General features: G+C 27.9%; 13 protein-coding genes and 3 tRNA genes. 3 read left to right on the top strand and 13 right to left on the bottom strand.

Annotated elements, in window-relative coordinates; genetic code table 11:
* Window positions 1-208 precede the first annotated feature (208 nt).
* Window positions 209-733, top strand: coding sequence for an NUDIX hydrolase (locus tag GQF29_RS13215; protein ID WP_054325249.1), 525 nt, complete (start codon window positions 209-211; stop codon window positions 731-733).
* A 71-nt stretch (window positions 734-804) separates the two neighbouring features.
* Here GQF29_RS13215 and GQF29_RS13210 read toward each other — a convergent pair.
* The 3 genes from GQF29_RS13210 to GQF29_RS13200 form a co-directional block, all read right to left on the bottom strand.
* Window positions 805-881: transfer RNA gene (locus tag GQF29_RS13210), tRNA-Asp, on the bottom strand.
* 17 nt (window positions 882-898) lie between these two features.
* A tRNA-Ser gene (locus GQF29_RS13205) sits at window positions 899-989 on the bottom strand.
* Between the two features lie 105 nt (window positions 990-1,094).
* A tRNA-Lys gene (locus GQF29_RS13200) sits at window positions 1,095-1,170 on the bottom strand.
* A 107-nt stretch (window positions 1,171-1,277) separates the two neighbouring features.
* Between GQF29_RS13200 and GQF29_RS13195 the strand changes: the two genes are divergently transcribed.
* A complete protein-coding gene (locus GQF29_RS13195; RefSeq protein ID WP_117598715.1) occupies window positions 1,278-2,831 on the top strand; it encodes an HAD family hydrolase in 1,554 nt (517 codons plus the stop codon).
* Window positions 2,815-3,336 (top strand): phosphatase PAP2 family protein, encoded by a 522-nt coding sequence (locus GQF29_RS13190; protein ID WP_054325251.1) that lies wholly within the window; start codon window positions 2,815-2,817, stop codon window positions 3,334-3,336. The genes GQF29_RS13195 and GQF29_RS13190 overlap by 17 nt, the downstream gene beginning before the upstream one ends.
* A gap of 30 nt (window positions 3,337-3,366) precedes the next feature.
* Here the strand turns inward: GQF29_RS13190 and GQF29_RS13185 are convergent, their stop codons facing one another.
* From GQF29_RS13185 to GQF29_RS13140, 10 genes are all read right to left on the bottom strand, one after another.
* Window positions 3,367-4,092, bottom strand: a complete 726-nt coding sequence (locus GQF29_RS13185; protein ID WP_117598716.1) for a CPBP family intramembrane glutamic endopeptidase — start codon at window positions 4,090-4,092, stop codon at window positions 3,367-3,369.
* Window positions 4,082-4,972 (bottom strand): DUF975 family protein, encoded by an 891-nt coding sequence (locus GQF29_RS13180; protein WP_054688454.1) that lies wholly within the window; start codon window positions 4,970-4,972, stop codon window positions 4,082-4,084. The genes GQF29_RS13185 and GQF29_RS13180 overlap by 11 nt, the downstream gene beginning before the upstream one ends.
* Before the next feature lie 41 nt (window positions 4,973-5,013).
* The gene (locus GQF29_RS13175; RefSeq protein ID WP_054688456.1) at window positions 5,014-5,346 is read right to left on the bottom strand and encodes a type II toxin-antitoxin system PemK/MazF family toxin; all 333 of its coding nucleotides are present in this window, start codon (window positions 5,344-5,346) and stop codon (window positions 5,014-5,016) included.
* A 132-nt stretch (window positions 5,347-5,478) separates the two neighbouring features.
* Window positions 5,479-6,588 carry a CDP-glycerol glycerophosphotransferase family protein gene (locus GQF29_RS13170; RefSeq protein WP_117598717.1) on the bottom strand — a complete coding sequence of 370 codons (1,110 nt, stop codon included), beginning with the start codon at window positions 6,586-6,588 and terminating at the stop codon, window positions 5,479-5,481.
* 88 nt (window positions 6,589-6,676) lie between these two features.
* Window positions 6,677-7,873 (bottom strand): CDP-glycerol glycerophosphotransferase family protein, encoded by a 1,197-nt coding sequence (locus GQF29_RS13165; RefSeq protein ID WP_202086358.1) that lies wholly within the window; start codon window positions 7,871-7,873, stop codon window positions 6,677-6,679.
* Window positions 7,874-7,948: 75 nt separating this feature from the next.
* Window positions 7,949-9,442: an Ig-like domain-containing protein gene (locus tag GQF29_RS13160; protein ID WP_160340822.1), complete on the bottom strand. Its 1,494-nt coding sequence runs from the start codon at window positions 9,440-9,442 to the stop codon at window positions 7,949-7,951.
* A gap of 1,225 nt (window positions 9,443-10,667) precedes the next feature.
* The gene (locus GQF29_RS18900; protein WP_160340821.1) at window positions 10,668-13,280 is read right to left on the bottom strand and encodes a bifunctional glycosyltransferase/CDP-glycerol:glycerophosphate glycerophosphotransferase; all 2,613 of its coding nucleotides are present in this window, start codon (window positions 13,278-13,280) and stop codon (window positions 10,668-10,670) included.
* A gap of 64 nt (window positions 13,281-13,344) precedes the next feature.
* The gene (tagD, locus tag GQF29_RS13150; RefSeq protein WP_054688467.1) at window positions 13,345-13,734 is read right to left on the bottom strand and encodes a glycerol-3-phosphate cytidylyltransferase; all 390 of its coding nucleotides are present in this window, start codon (window positions 13,732-13,734) and stop codon (window positions 13,345-13,347) included.
* Between the two features lie 17 nt (window positions 13,735-13,751).
* A complete protein-coding gene (locus GQF29_RS13145) occupies window positions 13,752-14,564 on the bottom strand; it encodes an ABC transporter ATP-binding protein (RefSeq protein WP_054688469.1) in 813 nt (270 codons plus the stop codon).
* 10 nt (window positions 14,565-14,574) lie between these two features.
* On the bottom strand, window positions 14,575-15,381 hold the full coding sequence (locus GQF29_RS13140) for an ABC transporter permease (RefSeq protein WP_054688470.1): 807 nt from the start codon (window positions 15,379-15,381) through the stop codon (window positions 14,575-14,577).
* Window positions 15,382-15,409 lie beyond the last annotated feature (28 nt).

Below are 15,409 nucleotides of genomic sequence, written 5' to 3'. Positions count from 1 at the left end.
TAAAATATGTGAAAAAATATACAAAAAGTGTTTGAAAGCCTTTACAACAATGAAATATTTGTTATAATATACATGTTAAGTGATATTCACTTAATCATACCCCCCTATTATCACCCTAACGTGTAAATAATAGAGAGAATAAGAAAGTGTGCTCCCCCGCATACTTTCTTTTCTTTTTATGATATAATAGAAACAAGGAGTTGAGAAAATGGAAAAAGAAATTAATCGAGAGATGATTTTTGATGGAAACATCATGCAAGTCACAAAAGAAGAAGTTGAACTTGAAGATGGTAAACACGCATTTCGAGAAGTTGTTTATCATCATGGTGGAGTTTGTATTCTTGCAATTGAAAATAACCAAATTCTTTTGGTTAAGCAATTTCGCTACCCTAACCGCATTGAAACCTTAGAAATTCCAGCTGGAAAACTGGAAAAAGATGAAGACACAAAAGCATGTGCTTTTCGTGAACTTGAAGAAGAAACAAATTGTCGTGCACTTGACATGCAATTTATCCTTAAAGTTCTACCATCTCCTGGCTATACCAGTGAATGGCTCTATCTTTATAAAGCAATCGATTTTCATGAAGTTAATGATTCTCTTGCATGTGATGATGATGAATTTATTGATATCATCAAAATGGACCTTGATGAAGCATATCAAAAAGTTTTAGATGGCACAATTGTTGATGCCAAAACAGTTATAGCAATTATGTATGCATATAATCAAAAATAATTTTTATTTTATACATTTGTAATATTTATTCACAAAAAAACAATCCCTTTTGGGATTGTTAATATTCTATATGGCGGTCTGGACGGGACTCGAACCCGCGACCTCCGCCGTGACAGGGCGGCATTCTAACCAACTGAACTACCAGACCAATATAAGCAACAAATATGGCGGAGACAGAGGGATTTGAACCCTCGCGCCAGTTTCCCGACCTACACCCTTAGCAGGGGCGCCTCTTCAGCCTCTTGAGTATGTCTCCATCAGTTGCTTAAATATAATATCATATCTTGATTTTAATTTCAATATAAAATTACATATTTTTAAATGAGAAAACCGGGAACATTAGTTTCCGGTTATTTATCATTGGTCTCCCCTCACGGGTTCGAACCGTGGACCCTCTGATTAAGAGTCAGATGCTCTGCCAGCTGAGCTAAGGAGAGATTGTCAACGAATATATGATACACTACTCTTCCAAAAAAATCAAGTCAATTTACATGGAATAATATGAAAAAGTTTGATATAATATGATGCATAAGGCGGTGAGGGTATGTACAGGCAATCTATTAATAGTATAAAAGTCGTCATTATTCCTTTGGATGGAGTTATTTTTGACTTAAATAGATTTAGATATAATTATTATCATCATTTATGTGACAATAAGAATATACCAATCAGTAAAAAAGATTTTTATCCCCATCTCTCTAATATGTATGATATGTATAAAGATCTTCCTCTTGATGGAAAGATAGATACAGGTCCTTTAAATGCCAAAATCGAAAGAGAACTGATGCAGTATCTAGATTACAAAGGTTTAAAACCTAATGAAGGTTTTTTAGAATTATTAGAATATCTTCATCAAAAGGAAATACAAGTTGCCGTTATTTCTACTCATAGGACAAAAGATGCAGTCCATTATTTACAAGCAGCTAAAATATATAATAAAGTTCACTTTATTATTGGTAGTGATACTTCTAGTATGCCATTACCTTCAACGCAAATGCTAGAGACAATTACTAATCATTTTCATGTTCATACTGTTGAAACACTCGTTATTTCTTCTTTTATGTCATTAAATTATGCTGCAAATGAATTGAATATGAATATTATTTATTGTGAAGACTTAATACCAGCAGGGAAACTTGAAATGGAAACATCTTACAAGATTTGTAAAAATCTATTTGAAGTTTTGAATACTCTGCTTTTTGATCAATATGAAGAAAGTGAAATGTATTCATCTATTCTTGGCATGAATGCTGATATGAGCTTAGATGAATTGAATAAAGTGAAAGATCGACTTGAACAGACTTATTGTAATGATCATCAAATTTTAGATGTTGTGAATAAAACTTATTCTTATTATGTTACACAGTTAAATCAACAGAATATTAAAGATGGAAGTGTTCTTTTTAAGAATGCTCCTCATAGAAAAAAATTTCAATTTAATGATGAATCTCAAACAATTCAGGAAACTCCACCTCAAGAAAGTCTCCTTGAAGAAATACAACATGTAGCTCAAAAAGAAGACATTGAACAAAACGAAATACATATATCTTCCTTAGATAATGAGGAAGAAGAAACACTTACTCGTTTACTTCAGCAAATTAATAAGACAGATGAATCTATTGAAAAAACACCAATGAAAGTTGTTACTGACTATCAGGAAATTGAAGATATAGTCAAAAGTTCTTATCAAGAGGATATAATTAATGAAGAACAACAGGAATCATTTTTTCTATCTTTAATTATTAATGTCCTCTATATTTTTGCAATATCTTTTCTGATTTTATTTATTGGTATCATTATTTATATAGCTTTTGTCAACCAATTTGCATCTCAAGATGGTATTTTCAAAATAATTTCTTCGCTCTTTCATATTTATTACTCATTTATTGAAGGTTTCTTTGCTTGCATACTAAATGGACTCCATGCAATCATAAAGTTTATCCCTTCCTATCAAGAATATGCAATGACAAATGCTTTCTTCTCTCTTGATGGTATTCCTTTATTAAATATTTTTGTCTTCCATGCATTGCTCATTAGTTCTGTTAAAATAATTATCTTTATCATAAAAAGGAGAAATGTTGATGAAGTCATTGATTAACAAAATTCAAGATATTGATATCCATATAGCTTTTTATATGACTCATTTTTACAAACATCATCTCACAAATGAAATCATGAAATTTATTAGTATGTGCGGTGACTTTGGAATGAGTTGGTTAATTGTTATCTTGATTACAAATATGATTGATCAAACAAGAACAATGTCAATTGATATGCTCATAGCCTTAATAGCAGCGACACTTATTGGACAGGTGACAATCAAATCCCTTGTGAGAAGAAAAAGACCATGTCATACATATCCTGAAGTTCAATTACTCATAACAACACCAAGTGATTTATCATTTCCTTCTGGACATACTACTTCATCTTTTGCTTGCAGTACTGTTATGATGCTTTATAATCCTATTCTAGGAATTATTGGCTATATATATGCAATATTAACAGCTATTTCAAGATTATATCTCTTTGTGCATTATTTGAGTGATGTTGTTACTGGTGTCATTCTTGGAATCACAATAGGTATCATTACATACTTATTATAAAAAAAGACTTACTTCATTCGTGTAAGTCTTTTAAAATATCATTAAGAGCATTGCGATGAAATTATTCATAGCATGCGACAAGATAGGAACATAAATATTGTTTCTCTTTTCATAAAGATAACTCAGGGCTGCCCCCATAAAGAAGTAAGAGAATATCTGGATCCATTCAGAAATATTTCCAGACAGAACGCTAATCATAACATGTACAAAACCAAAAACAAATGCAGAAACAAAATGAGCAAGTTTAGGGTTTATCTCATATACCCAACCAAATACTATACCTCTAAATATCATTTCTTCTAATAATGGAGCAAAAACAACAGTTGTCAGTGACATTAAAAGTGGATGTGCAGCAACAATAGTTTGAATCAGATTTTGATTTTCACTCGTTGAAGCTCCACCTAAAAGCAAAGTGATAAAACCACCAACAATACCTACTCCGTAGACCAATGCTGTTCCAATTAACAATCCATAGAGAAGATGACCTTTTATATCTTGTTTAAAATCGTGCCATTGTTCAATCATAGAATCCTTAAAAGTCAACCAAACAATAATCAACATGCCAAGATCAAAGAGTAAATTGACATAACAATTGATTGTACTTTCACTTAAAGTTAGTGAAAATGTTAAGATAATAAATTTTAAAAAGGCACTAATGATAATACTACCACAATACATATATAATGGTAATATAACAAGTAAAAACATCCATTTTGCTTGAGTATTAACTTTTCTTGTAAATGAGTTACTCAACATCTTGATATTCTCCCTGAAAACGTTGTTTTGGCTCTTCATAACGATAATAAGCTAATTCTTCAAAGAAAATAGCTTGAGATACCATATACTTTGGTAAGTAAACATAAATTGCAATTAACCCTGAAACAACACTTGCAATCAATGTTCCTAAAACAGGAATAAACATGAGTAATTCTCCAATTACGCCTTGTATAATTCCTACCAGTATCATCCATCCTAAAAACGAAAGTTCTAACTTAATCAAATCCCAGATATGATTTTGCATTAATGAAAATGACTCTTTTAATGCAGTCATTGTTGTCATATGGTATTGTTCCAATAAATAGGGCATAGCAAAGACAAACGCAGAAGCAACAACCATAACAATAATCATAATAAGAACAAACAGCAAAATAACAAGAACGAGTGATGGAACAGCTTGAATTAATGAATATAATACGTTATAGGTTCCACTCTGTGAAAATGCTGAATTTACAATAAGATAAGGTATTTCAGAAAAAACATTTCCAAAGAACATAATTAAAAAGAACATCATAATGAAAAGTAAAATAAATGCAACAACAAACAAAACCAACCCTGAAACAAGGTATGTAGGAAAAAGTTCTTTAAATCTTCTAAACCCTACAAAAGCATCATCATCACTTAAAGATTCAGAATTATTTCTAACAACCTTTAATGTTGTAACAATATAACCATGACTAAATGTTAAAAAAACAATTGTTAATACCAAAGAAATCAAAGAGATAAAAGTATTCTCTGAACCATTAAATAATGAAGGAATTAACCCTACTAATAACATAATGGTCATAATACGAATCACTTGCGGTTTGCAGTGAATTAATAACTCATCTGCTCTATTTTTAATACTTGAAATATTCATATTTATCACTCCTTTTAATGCATCATATTATACCATATACATTACTTAATGTCTAAACTTGTTTTTATAGCTATGTTGACTTTCTCCATTGTATCACTAGATAAGCACCCTAATCGTTCATCTATCCTCTTTTTATCAATAGTCCTAATCTGTTCTAATAAAATAACTGACTTTTTTTCCAAGAATATTGGTTCAATAATGACATGTGTAGGCAAATCATTTTTCGTCATTCTAGATGATATAGGTGCAACAATCACAGTTGTAGAATACTTATTTCCTTTATTATTCTGCAGAATCAAAACAGGTCTATATCCACCTTGCTCACTTCCAATAACTGGAGATAAGTCAGCATAATATATTTCTCCCCTATTCATAACTTTCCTCCTATACTTTTTAATAAAGCATATGTAAGAAAACTATAAAATATGATAAAGAACCAGTTTAGTTTTTACTGGTTCTATATCATTGATTTCGTATTTTAATATCTACTCTAATTTACATATTGATTAATATGAATCTCGCTGATTATCAACAATTTCTTTCATAAATTGAATAACTCTTTGGGTACTCATTCCATCTTGATATTTAAAAAATATATCCTTTAGTTCTTTCATATGTTCTACTTGACATATATCATTTTTAATTGCATTAACAATTGCATCTTCTTGATAACAAATTGGGCAATGTAAATCATTCAAGTCAACGAAAACACCTAAATATTGACTATATTCAATATAATCAGGTACATAAAATAATAATTTTTTTTCTAAAATCATATAATCAAAAATAATGGAAGAGAAATCAGATATCAAATAATCACATATACTAAATAAAGCATGTGTATCTTCATGATTCATATTATAGATACGTTCATGTTTAGCAAGTTGATAATCTCCCATTAATGGATGATATTTATAGATAATAATATAGTTATCTGGCAGTTGCTCAATAATTTTTAATGAATCAAATGGAATTGCTGTAAAACCTTTATAAATATTACCTCTAAAGGTAGGTGCATATAAGATGATTTTTTTATCTTTGAGAAATGGATATTTATAAAGCATATCATTCTGACTATTTTCAAGCCACTGCTTATCAAACAACTCATCAGTCCTTGGTAATCCAATTGGTAAAACATGTGATTCAGGTATACTAAATGCCTCGCTATATGCTTTTTGCCAATAAGAAGATGTTGCTAAAACATAATCATAGTTTGCAATAGGATATTGTCTTTCAATAGCGTTACCAAATTTTTTAACAGCTCCACATGCATGCCATACTTGCAACACAATGACACCTTCTCTTTTAAAATGAGAAACTACATAATTATTATCATGTAATAAAACAATTTTTGAAGTATTAATCAAATAAAGTTGTTTCATACAATTGATAAAATAAAGAAATTGTCCCCATAAATCTTTATGATACTTAATTAAACATAGATGAACATCAAACTCATTTAAATCTAATTGATCATAAATTAATTTAAAATCTGATGTTAACTGATCAGATTCTAATGAGATAAATGTAACTTTATTTGATTTGATCTTAAATATAGATATAATAAGCGATTCAATTGTTAATATAAAATTTAAAATCAATTTTTGAATTCCCATAATTTTCTCCTTAATAACTGTTCTCATTCTAACATTTTTTAAACAACAAGAAAATAGAAAAAATCCTATATTTTCATAGGATTCCTTATCATATATCTTTAAATACAATATCAATAACTTTTTGAGCACAATTTCCTGTTTGTTCTGAATTAAAACGTTCGTTAAATATCTTTAAATAAGAATAATCATAAACATTATTTTTAATATCTAATAACATTTGTTTTTCATATTCATATATTTTCCCTGGTAATTCTTTATAAATATCCAAATAGAAACCTCTCAGTTCCCCTTTATATTCATCAATATCATACATATAAAAATAAATAGGCCTATTTAATACAGCATAATCAAAAAACACGCTTGAATAATCAGTAATCAATATGTCACTCAACACATATAGTTCATTAATCTCAGCATTAGCTGAAATTGAATATAAAAATCCATCTAATGAATGATCATTCTCATATTTATTAATGATAAGATAATGTGGTTTAAAAACAATAACATACTCATCTCCTAAAATATCCTTCCATTTATGGAAATCTGCTTTCAAATCAAAAGTATATCCGGCAGCTACAAAAGAATTATCTCTCCATGTTGGAGCATATAAAATTATTTTTTTATCCATTGGCAAATGAAATTTATCCTTCAATGATTTTACATCATCTGCAGTTGCATTTGTTATAAAATCATTACGTGGATATCCAGTCTCAATGAGACGCTCTCTATTAATTCCAAAAGAAGTTTGAAAAACTTCAGTACAGAATTTATTTGGAGAAATCATATAATTATATCTTGCTACATCAATATCATATGATTGACACATACTTTCAAAAGACATAGCAGAGCGATAGAAAGTTGCATTATCAGATGCAATAATATCATGCCCTAATCGTTTTAAAGGTGTTCCATGCCATGTTTGTAAATAAATCTGATCTGGTTTCTTACATATATATGTAGGCAGTTTACAATTAATAATCCAATATTTTGCTTTTGACATATAGTAAAAATATGGAAGACTAAAATATTCTTTAACTTCTGCACCTGGTATTTCTATGTTCTTTTGCTTATGATTCTTAATAAACCAAATAAATTTGTAATCTTTGAATCGTGCATCTTGGCGCATTTGCTCATAAATAGCCCTTGGATTATCTGAATATCCACGCCCATGAAAAGATATAAAAATAATAACTTTATCATCAATAGATATTAAATTATATGTATATCTATAAACTATTCTAATTATATTAGCTACTATTTTTTTAACAAATCGCAATAAAAACATAAATACCCACTCCTATCTTTGATTATGCTAACATTTTGTCACTAAAAGAGCAAGGTTTTTTACAGCATAATCATACTAATCTTTTTTCCATACAGAAGCCTTTTTCCAATATTCAAATGGAACCATTTGTCTCCAAAATGCATCAATTGACTTCATTTCTGCTTTATATATTTCTAAAGTATTATTTTTTTTCATAATTTCTTCTTCTGTTAAAGATGGTTGTAATGTTTCAGGAACTTTTCCTTTTTCATAGAACTTCCCAAAGCAACTAAGAAAATTATATTTATTAAGGGCTTTAGCACTCTTTGTAACAATTTTGCTTGTAAATTTATGATGACGATGGCCCGTTTCTCCAATTGGGCTATGTGTAGCTATTGTTTCCCATTCTTTAAACCCTAAAACCATATCCACATCTTTACGTACACCTTCTTTATTATGTTCCCAATTGCTTTTAGTTCCATTATTTAAATCAGGATATGACAGAATAATCCCTTTAGCTCCAATATACTCTATTGCTTTATAAAATTCATCTTTTCTCACTTCATTAAAACTATTAGTCAAACAAAGAATAAAATATTTATCTCTCAACAGATGTCCACCACCCCATAATGTTTCATCATCCGGATGTGCAACAATCATGATTTTATTACATTCATCAATTCCAGCAGCTTCTAACATTTGTTTTGTTAAATACCCTATAGTTTTTGATACATATATCTTATGTTGTATTTTCTTTCCATTATCCCTAGCTGTAATTGTTATTGTTGTCAAACCTGGTCTTAATCCACGAACCACTCCTTTGTCATCAACAGAAGCTATAGTTGGTTCTGATGAAGAAAAAGATAAATCCTTATTATTAACACTTTCAGGATTTATAGATACTGATAGTTTCATTGTTTCTCCTTCTTCTAAAGTAGATTTAATATTTTTATCTAAACTCAAACTTTTAACATGCTGTACTTTTTTTTGGGATTGTATTTCAATATTTTTATAAATGTCTGTATTCTCAATATTTAAAATAATTTTTGTAATTCCTTCTCCTTTTATATAAAGAGTACCTTGTTGATCAACATCAACAATATTAGAATTTGTACTTGAATAAATAATCTTATTTTTTTGAAATAATTCATCAAGATCAATTCTTAATTGTTGTTTGCTGTCAACTTCTTGAATCTGTGATAAATCACTTTTAATATTTATATGCCCAAAACTATCAAATAAATTATCTTTAGTAACACTTAATTTTATTTTTGACTGTTTTTTATTTTTATGACTTCCTGCATATACTATCGTCTTTCCAATCTTCTTAGCTAATACATTACCATTCTCATCGATATCAGCAATAGCTGTATCCTCAATTGAATAAATGACTTGATTATTTCCTTCACCTTTAAATCTTGCTTCTAACCTCTTTACTTCCCCAGCTTTCAAACTTATCTCTTCAACATCATTTCTAAACTCAACATCATTTCTAGGAATAAAAAGATACAAAATAACACTTCCTATAAAGAATATTCCTAAATATATTAAGAATATTTTATATTTCTTTTTTAATCTTAATTTTTTCAAATATATTCCCCCTTGACCATAATTATTGTAATATCCTTATATGTAATTTCTGTGAAAAAAACAATAATTTCTGACTTCATTAATATATAATTTTTGAATATATATCCCCGATATAAATGTAATCACCATAAATAAAACTCTTGACACAAAATAAAATGGATAAATTCACTTAAATACAAAAATATGAAACTATCAATTACCTATCATTTATAGGAATATACTTTACAAATCCTATCGATAATTCTTAAAAAATCATGAAATAATAGCTAATTCATTTCAAGTAGGCATTGAAAATTTCAAGATAAGAAATTCAAATTTTAACCATTATTAATTTTATTATTAACATAGAAAAGGGAATATTGATAAATAAATTATATAAAGATTATATCTCCCTATTCTTTCCTGCTCATAAATAGCAAAATGAGGCTGCACACTTATAGTATCTTTAAAAAAATTTCATATGCAATTTTAAAAAATCAATATCTTTCTTATAATATTATATAATTCACCTTCAACATTTTCTACAAACTGTAATAATAAGATAATCTTGTAAAACAAATAAAAAGTATCTTGTTTCTAAGAAAAATTTTTATTGGACATATGGTTTTACACATATTATAAGAAATACATATTTTCTATATATAAACCAAAAAAGTGAATTTTTGCAATATAAATATTAGATTATTTCCACTAAAACTTTATAGGTTACTTGAAAATTCATAAAGTCATCTTAATAGCACAAATTATTAAATTGGCTATTCATTAATGAATACTAGATAGCAGCATTTTAGTTTAATATCATCTTTTTTATATGTTATCTTGGAATCTGTTTATAAATCATAAGTCCTTTATTAAGAAGCTATTAATAAATCTTACGTTTAAACTACTCAATATCATAAAAAGTAATAAATATCCTTCTCAAAACCTAACAACAATAAATACATAATTAATCCAAAAAAAGTAGCAAATAGACAGTTACAAATTCATAATAATTTTATAGTAAAAATCCATATTAAGCGAATAATAAGATTATGAAATAAATAATTTGTATAATAAATAAAAGAACAATATATTAAAAAATCTAGAATACTCTTTTTTAGAATACGCTAGACTTTTATCAAAAAATATAGTAAGTATAAATAAATTAGTGGAGAAATGATAAGTTTTAATATAAATTAGATATCCAAGAAAAGTTTTTTCTTTTTATACACTATAATTAATATAGTTACTTTTTATTAATAGTTGAAAATGCTTTAAAAACTCTTTGTAAAAAACATGATGGATTTTTACGATATTCTATTTCATCAATAATGATATTTGGCAATAAATTATCAAACGCTCTCATTTGTAATCGCTCAATTTTAATAAAAGGCAGATATTTTGATAACCCGATTTTAATTCTCTCAAATAGTGTATAAGCTATACTTTGTTTAACAATAATATAATCAACTTTATCATTATATTCATAGAGAAGTGATTCTCTTAATAAATAATTAAACTGACTTTTCATAAAAACTATAACAGGATTTTTTAATTGATGAATTTCTCTTAGTTGATTATAATCTTCTCTCTTTACAATTTTGGGTGCAAAATATAATGTATGATGAACATCCTTATTATATGAATAGTCAAATACTTGTAAATCATTTTGATTATCGTCAAAGAAATACTCATTTAACTTTTGAGTACAATCTAACGAATCATATTGATTAAACTGCAAATAATAGTCATTTAATCCATCATAATTATGAACACCTTTATTCTCTAAATGGATGTATTCAACAAGCTTATCCAAAGTATAAATTTTTTCAAATGGTAATGTTCTTGCATCAAAGTAAGTTCCTCGATCACTCATATATTCCTCATAGTCATACATGAATAAAACAATTGGTTTTTTCGTTATTGAGAAATCAAAAAATACACTTGAATAGTCTGAAATAAGAACATCAACACAGTTCAAAAACTCATAGTTATCTATATTAGGGAATGGAAAAATATGTTTATAACCATCAACTGGCACATCATCTTTAACTAATGAATGAAGATTAACAAACAAAATTTGATTATCATTTAATTCTTGATCTAAACGTTCTAATATTGCATTAACATCTTTTGCATAAAGTTCATTTACTGCAACATTACTTTGTGTACCACGCCAAGTTGGCATATATGCAAAAACTTCTTTATCCTCAAGATGAAAATTCATTCTTGTTCTTTTCGCTTTTTCAACATCCATAAAAATACTATTTCGTGGATATCCACTAACTATGGTTTTTCCAGTGAATAATCCAAATAAGTTATAATCCTCCATCATATGGGCCATTGTAAAATCGTTAGGATATAATAAATCTGTACAATGCAAAAAATTTCTTTGCATATTAGACATATCCTCAATCCCCTGAACCATTTTCTTTCCTAACGTTTTAAGTGGTGTTCCATGCCAAGTATTTAAATATTTTTGATTCTTGTGACGCATAAAATATGGTGGGAAAGAAACATTATTAACCAAATATTTAGATGTCGCAAGAACTTTGGCATAGCGAAATGAATTTAATTTAACTAACTCTACATCAAAACCATAATCATCAATCATTTTTTTATGAGTTTCATAATGTTGAGTCGTAAAATAAATTTTCATATTTTTACCAGATTCATGCAATTCTTTCATCATATAAAAAGGAGAATCTGAAAGGGTTGTTCCATGAAACGATTCAAATAAAACAGCTTTCTCATCTAATACACCATATTTGAGATAATGTGCATATATATACTTAACAAAATTATTCTGACTAAAGAGTTTTTTTAATTTCTTTGTGAAACTACTAACTTTTGCAAAAAAATGATGAATAAAATTCGGAATTAAAATAACATAATACCAATAAATTTTTGACTTCATTCTCCACTGCTTAAAAGGTTGATTAACATCATAATAAGTAAAATAATATGGGCTTTTTCTCCAGCCAGGAAAAAATGTATCAAGATGTTTAAATCCATCTTTAACAAACTTATACTTCATTTTAAAATCTCTATATTTTACAAATTCTTTAAATCTAAAAATTATATGGCGCATATTTATAAATAATAATTCTTCATAAAATTCTTCAAAAACTCCCAATTCTTTGAATCTCTCTAATAAAAGTTCTAACGATTGGAAAAGTTGTAATTGCTTTCTTGAATAAGTGGCAGTAATTGAACCTTCTCTTTTTAATACATAATATATAAGTGGTTCGTCAACTTTTGAAATTTTATTGGCACATGCAAGTAATGGATATGTTGTAGGAATATCCTCCCAAATCCACCCTTTAGGATATCGAATATTTGTTCTTTCAAATAATGAACGATGATATATTTTATTCCATGCATATGGTGAATTATTATGAATAAGTGTTGGACTATTCAATAAATCAGTATTATAGATATCAGTATTACCTTTTTGTAACCATTTATATGTCCCTTCTATTTCGTTCACTCCATAATAACCACAAACAACAATCTCAGAATGACTCTCAATAGCTCTATTATACATTTTTTCTAAATATGTTTCATCAACATAATCATCACTATCAATAAAAGAAATGTATTCACCTTTAGCATAATCAATACCAAAATTACGTGCATCAGATAAACCACCATTTTCCTTTATCAAAGATACAATTTTATTAGGATACAAAGAAGCATAATGCTCAATGATAGATTGCGAATTATCTGGTGATCCATCATTCACCAATATAATTTCTATTTCCTGTAACGTTTGATTAATTAAACTTTCTATGCACCTCGGCAAATATGCTTCGACATTATAGATTGGAACTATAACTGATACTTTAATATTTTCCATATTTATTTTCCTTTCATATACATATATACAGAAAAAATTATCTTAAAAAGATAATTTATCAACTTTATTTCAATTTGAGTTCTTTCTTGATTTTTGTAGTACTAATACCATCAGTCCTTGGAAGATAAACAACTTGACAATAATCTTTTAAGAAATCAAATTTCCCTTCCCAATCATCTCCCATTACAAAAATATCAATATCATGACTTTTAATATCATTTACTTTTTGATCCCAAGAATCTTCTGAAATAACTTCATCAACATACTTTATTGCTTCAACTATTGCCATTCTTTCTTTATCAGGAATAGCACATTTTTTTCCTTTGACTGCATTAAAGTCATCACTTGATACCGCAACTACTAAATAATCTCCTAAAGCCTTTGCACGCTTTAAAATATTTAAATGTCCAATGTGAAACAAATCAAATGTTCCATATGTAATTACTCTTTTCATTCTTGCCTCTTTCTCAATTACCCAAACAATTTACTAAAGAAACCTTTTTTATGATTATTTGGAATAATACGTTTTTCAAATTTCAAATCTCTTTCTTTCTTTTTGCTTTCATTATCTAGAGAATTATAATAATCAACATATGTAGCATAATGATCGCAAACCTCATTAATTTCACCGTACTCTTTAAGCATTCCACCTTCTATCCACATTGCTGTATCACAAAAATCACGCACTTGTGGTAAAGAGTGAGATATGAAAACAATAGTTTTTCCTTCTTTTTTTAGGCTCTTCATTTTATCAATACATTTTTGTGCAAAACCCTTGTCACCAACAGATAATGCCTCATCAACAATTAAAATATCAGGATTTAAACAAAGATTTATTGAAAAACCTAATCGTGATTTCATACCACTTGAATATTTTTTTACAGGTTGGTATAAAAAATCACCAATTTCAGCAAATTCAATAACACCATCCGTTATCTCTTGAATTCGTTTTTTAGATAATCCTAACAACGCCCCTTTTAATTGAATATTTTCCAAACCAGTAAGTTGTTGATTAAGACCAGTATTAATAGCAATTAGCGCTTGTTCTCCATTAACTATCATTTCACCTTCATCAACCTCACTAATTCCAGCCAAAATAATTGACATTGTTGATTTACCAGAGCCATTTGTTCCCAATATGCCAACTACCTCACCTTTTGGGATTCTAAAACTTATTTTTTTCAAAGCATAAAAGCGTTTATCAGTTAGATGTTTCTTATCCTTAGATTTTAAACTGTATATTTTTGAAACTTGCTTAAACTCTATTGCACATTCTTTTTCCACATTATCACCTCTATATCATATCAATAAACTTATGTTTAAATTTATACATCATATAACTTCCAAATGCAAATAACAAAATAGTAACAACCCAGAAAGCAATCATAGAATTAGTATATGAAAATATCCCTTTATGAAAAAAGAAACAGTCACGATACCCCTGTACTATATAATAAATTGGATTTGCTTTTAATATAAGTTTAACAATATGAGGTAAATTTTTTGGTATTTCCCACAAAATTGGTGTTAAGTATAATAAGAGCCTCATACATGCCAAAACCAGTTTTCTTGTATCACGAGCTAACATATTCAAAACTGAAGTCGTCATTGATAAAGATATAGAGAAAATAACAGCACAGAACAAATAATATATTAATTCAAACCAATGCAGGGATGGATAATATCCACCCATTATAAAGAGCACAACCAGGATTAACATTAAGCAAAGATGATTAAATAATTCCTTAATAACAACAGTGGCTGGAAGAATACTTACAGGAAATTTCATTTTTGTTATAACATTTACTTTTGAAAAAATAGCATTACATCCATTAGTAATACAAGGAGATATAAAAAACCAAACAACCATTCCTCCTAACATCCAGTACAGGTATGGAATATGGGAAACAGCTTTTTTTTGCATAATTAATCCAAATACAAACCAATAGGTTAAAACTTGAATAACAGGATTTGCAAAATTCCAAAACAATCCTAATTTTGAGTCTCTCATGTCAGCTACTAATTCATATTTAGAAATAGAATAAATTCTAAACAAATTTGTAAAATTCTCATGTAAGACATATTTCATACTTTTAAACATAAATTCTCCTCCAATAGAGTTACCTATT

Origin of the sequence: Coprobacillus cateniformis (genome assembly GCF_009767585.1) — a bacterium.
GTDB classification, from domain to species: domain Bacteria; phylum Bacillota_I; class Bacilli_A; order Erysipelotrichales; family Coprobacillaceae; genus Coprobacillus; species Coprobacillus cateniformis.
The sequence above is the reverse complement of the archived record's forward strand: the minus strand, read 5'-3'. Positions and strand labels throughout refer to the sequence as shown.

Excerpts from the sequence above, each read along its gene's own strand:
- GQF29_RS13215 (WP_054325249.1), top strand. The coding sequence starts at position 209 with ATGGAAAAAGAAATTAATCGAGAGATGATTTTTGATGGAAACATCATG.
- GQF29_RS13195 (WP_117598715.1), top strand. The coding sequence starts at position 1,278 with ATGTACAGGCAATCTATTAATAGTATAAAAGTCGTCATTATTCCTTTG.
- GQF29_RS13190 (WP_054325251.1), top strand. The coding sequence starts at position 2,815 with ATGAAGTCATTGATTAACAAAATTCAAGATATTGATATCCATATAGCT.
- GQF29_RS13185 (WP_117598716.1), bottom strand. The coding sequence starts at position 4,092 with ATGTTGAGTAACTCATTTACAAGAAAAGTTAATACTCAAGCAAAATGG.
- GQF29_RS13180 (WP_054688454.1), bottom strand. The coding sequence starts at position 4,972 with ATGAATATTTCAAGTATTAAAAATAGAGCAGATGAGTTATTAATTCAC.
- GQF29_RS13175 (WP_054688456.1), bottom strand. The coding sequence starts at position 5,346 with ATGAATAGGGGAGAAATATATTATGCTGACTTATCTCCAGTTATTGGA.
- GQF29_RS13170 (WP_117598717.1), bottom strand. The coding sequence starts at position 6,588 with ATGGGAATTCAAAAATTGATTTTAAATTTTATATTAACAATTGAATCG.
- GQF29_RS13165 (WP_202086358.1), bottom strand. The coding sequence starts at position 7,873 with ATGTTTTTATTGCGATTTGTTAAAAAAATAGTAGCTAATATAATTAGA.
- GQF29_RS18900 (WP_160340821.1), bottom strand. The coding sequence starts at position 13,280 with ATGGAAAATATTAAAGTATCAGTTATAGTTCCAATCTATAATGTCGAA.
- tagD (WP_054688467.1), bottom strand. The coding sequence starts at position 13,734 with ATGAAAAGAGTAATTACATATGGAACATTTGATTTGTTTCACATTGGA.
- GQF29_RS13140 (WP_054688470.1), bottom strand. The coding sequence starts at position 15,381 with ATGTTTAAAAGTATGAAATATGTCTTACATGAGAATTTTACAAATTTG.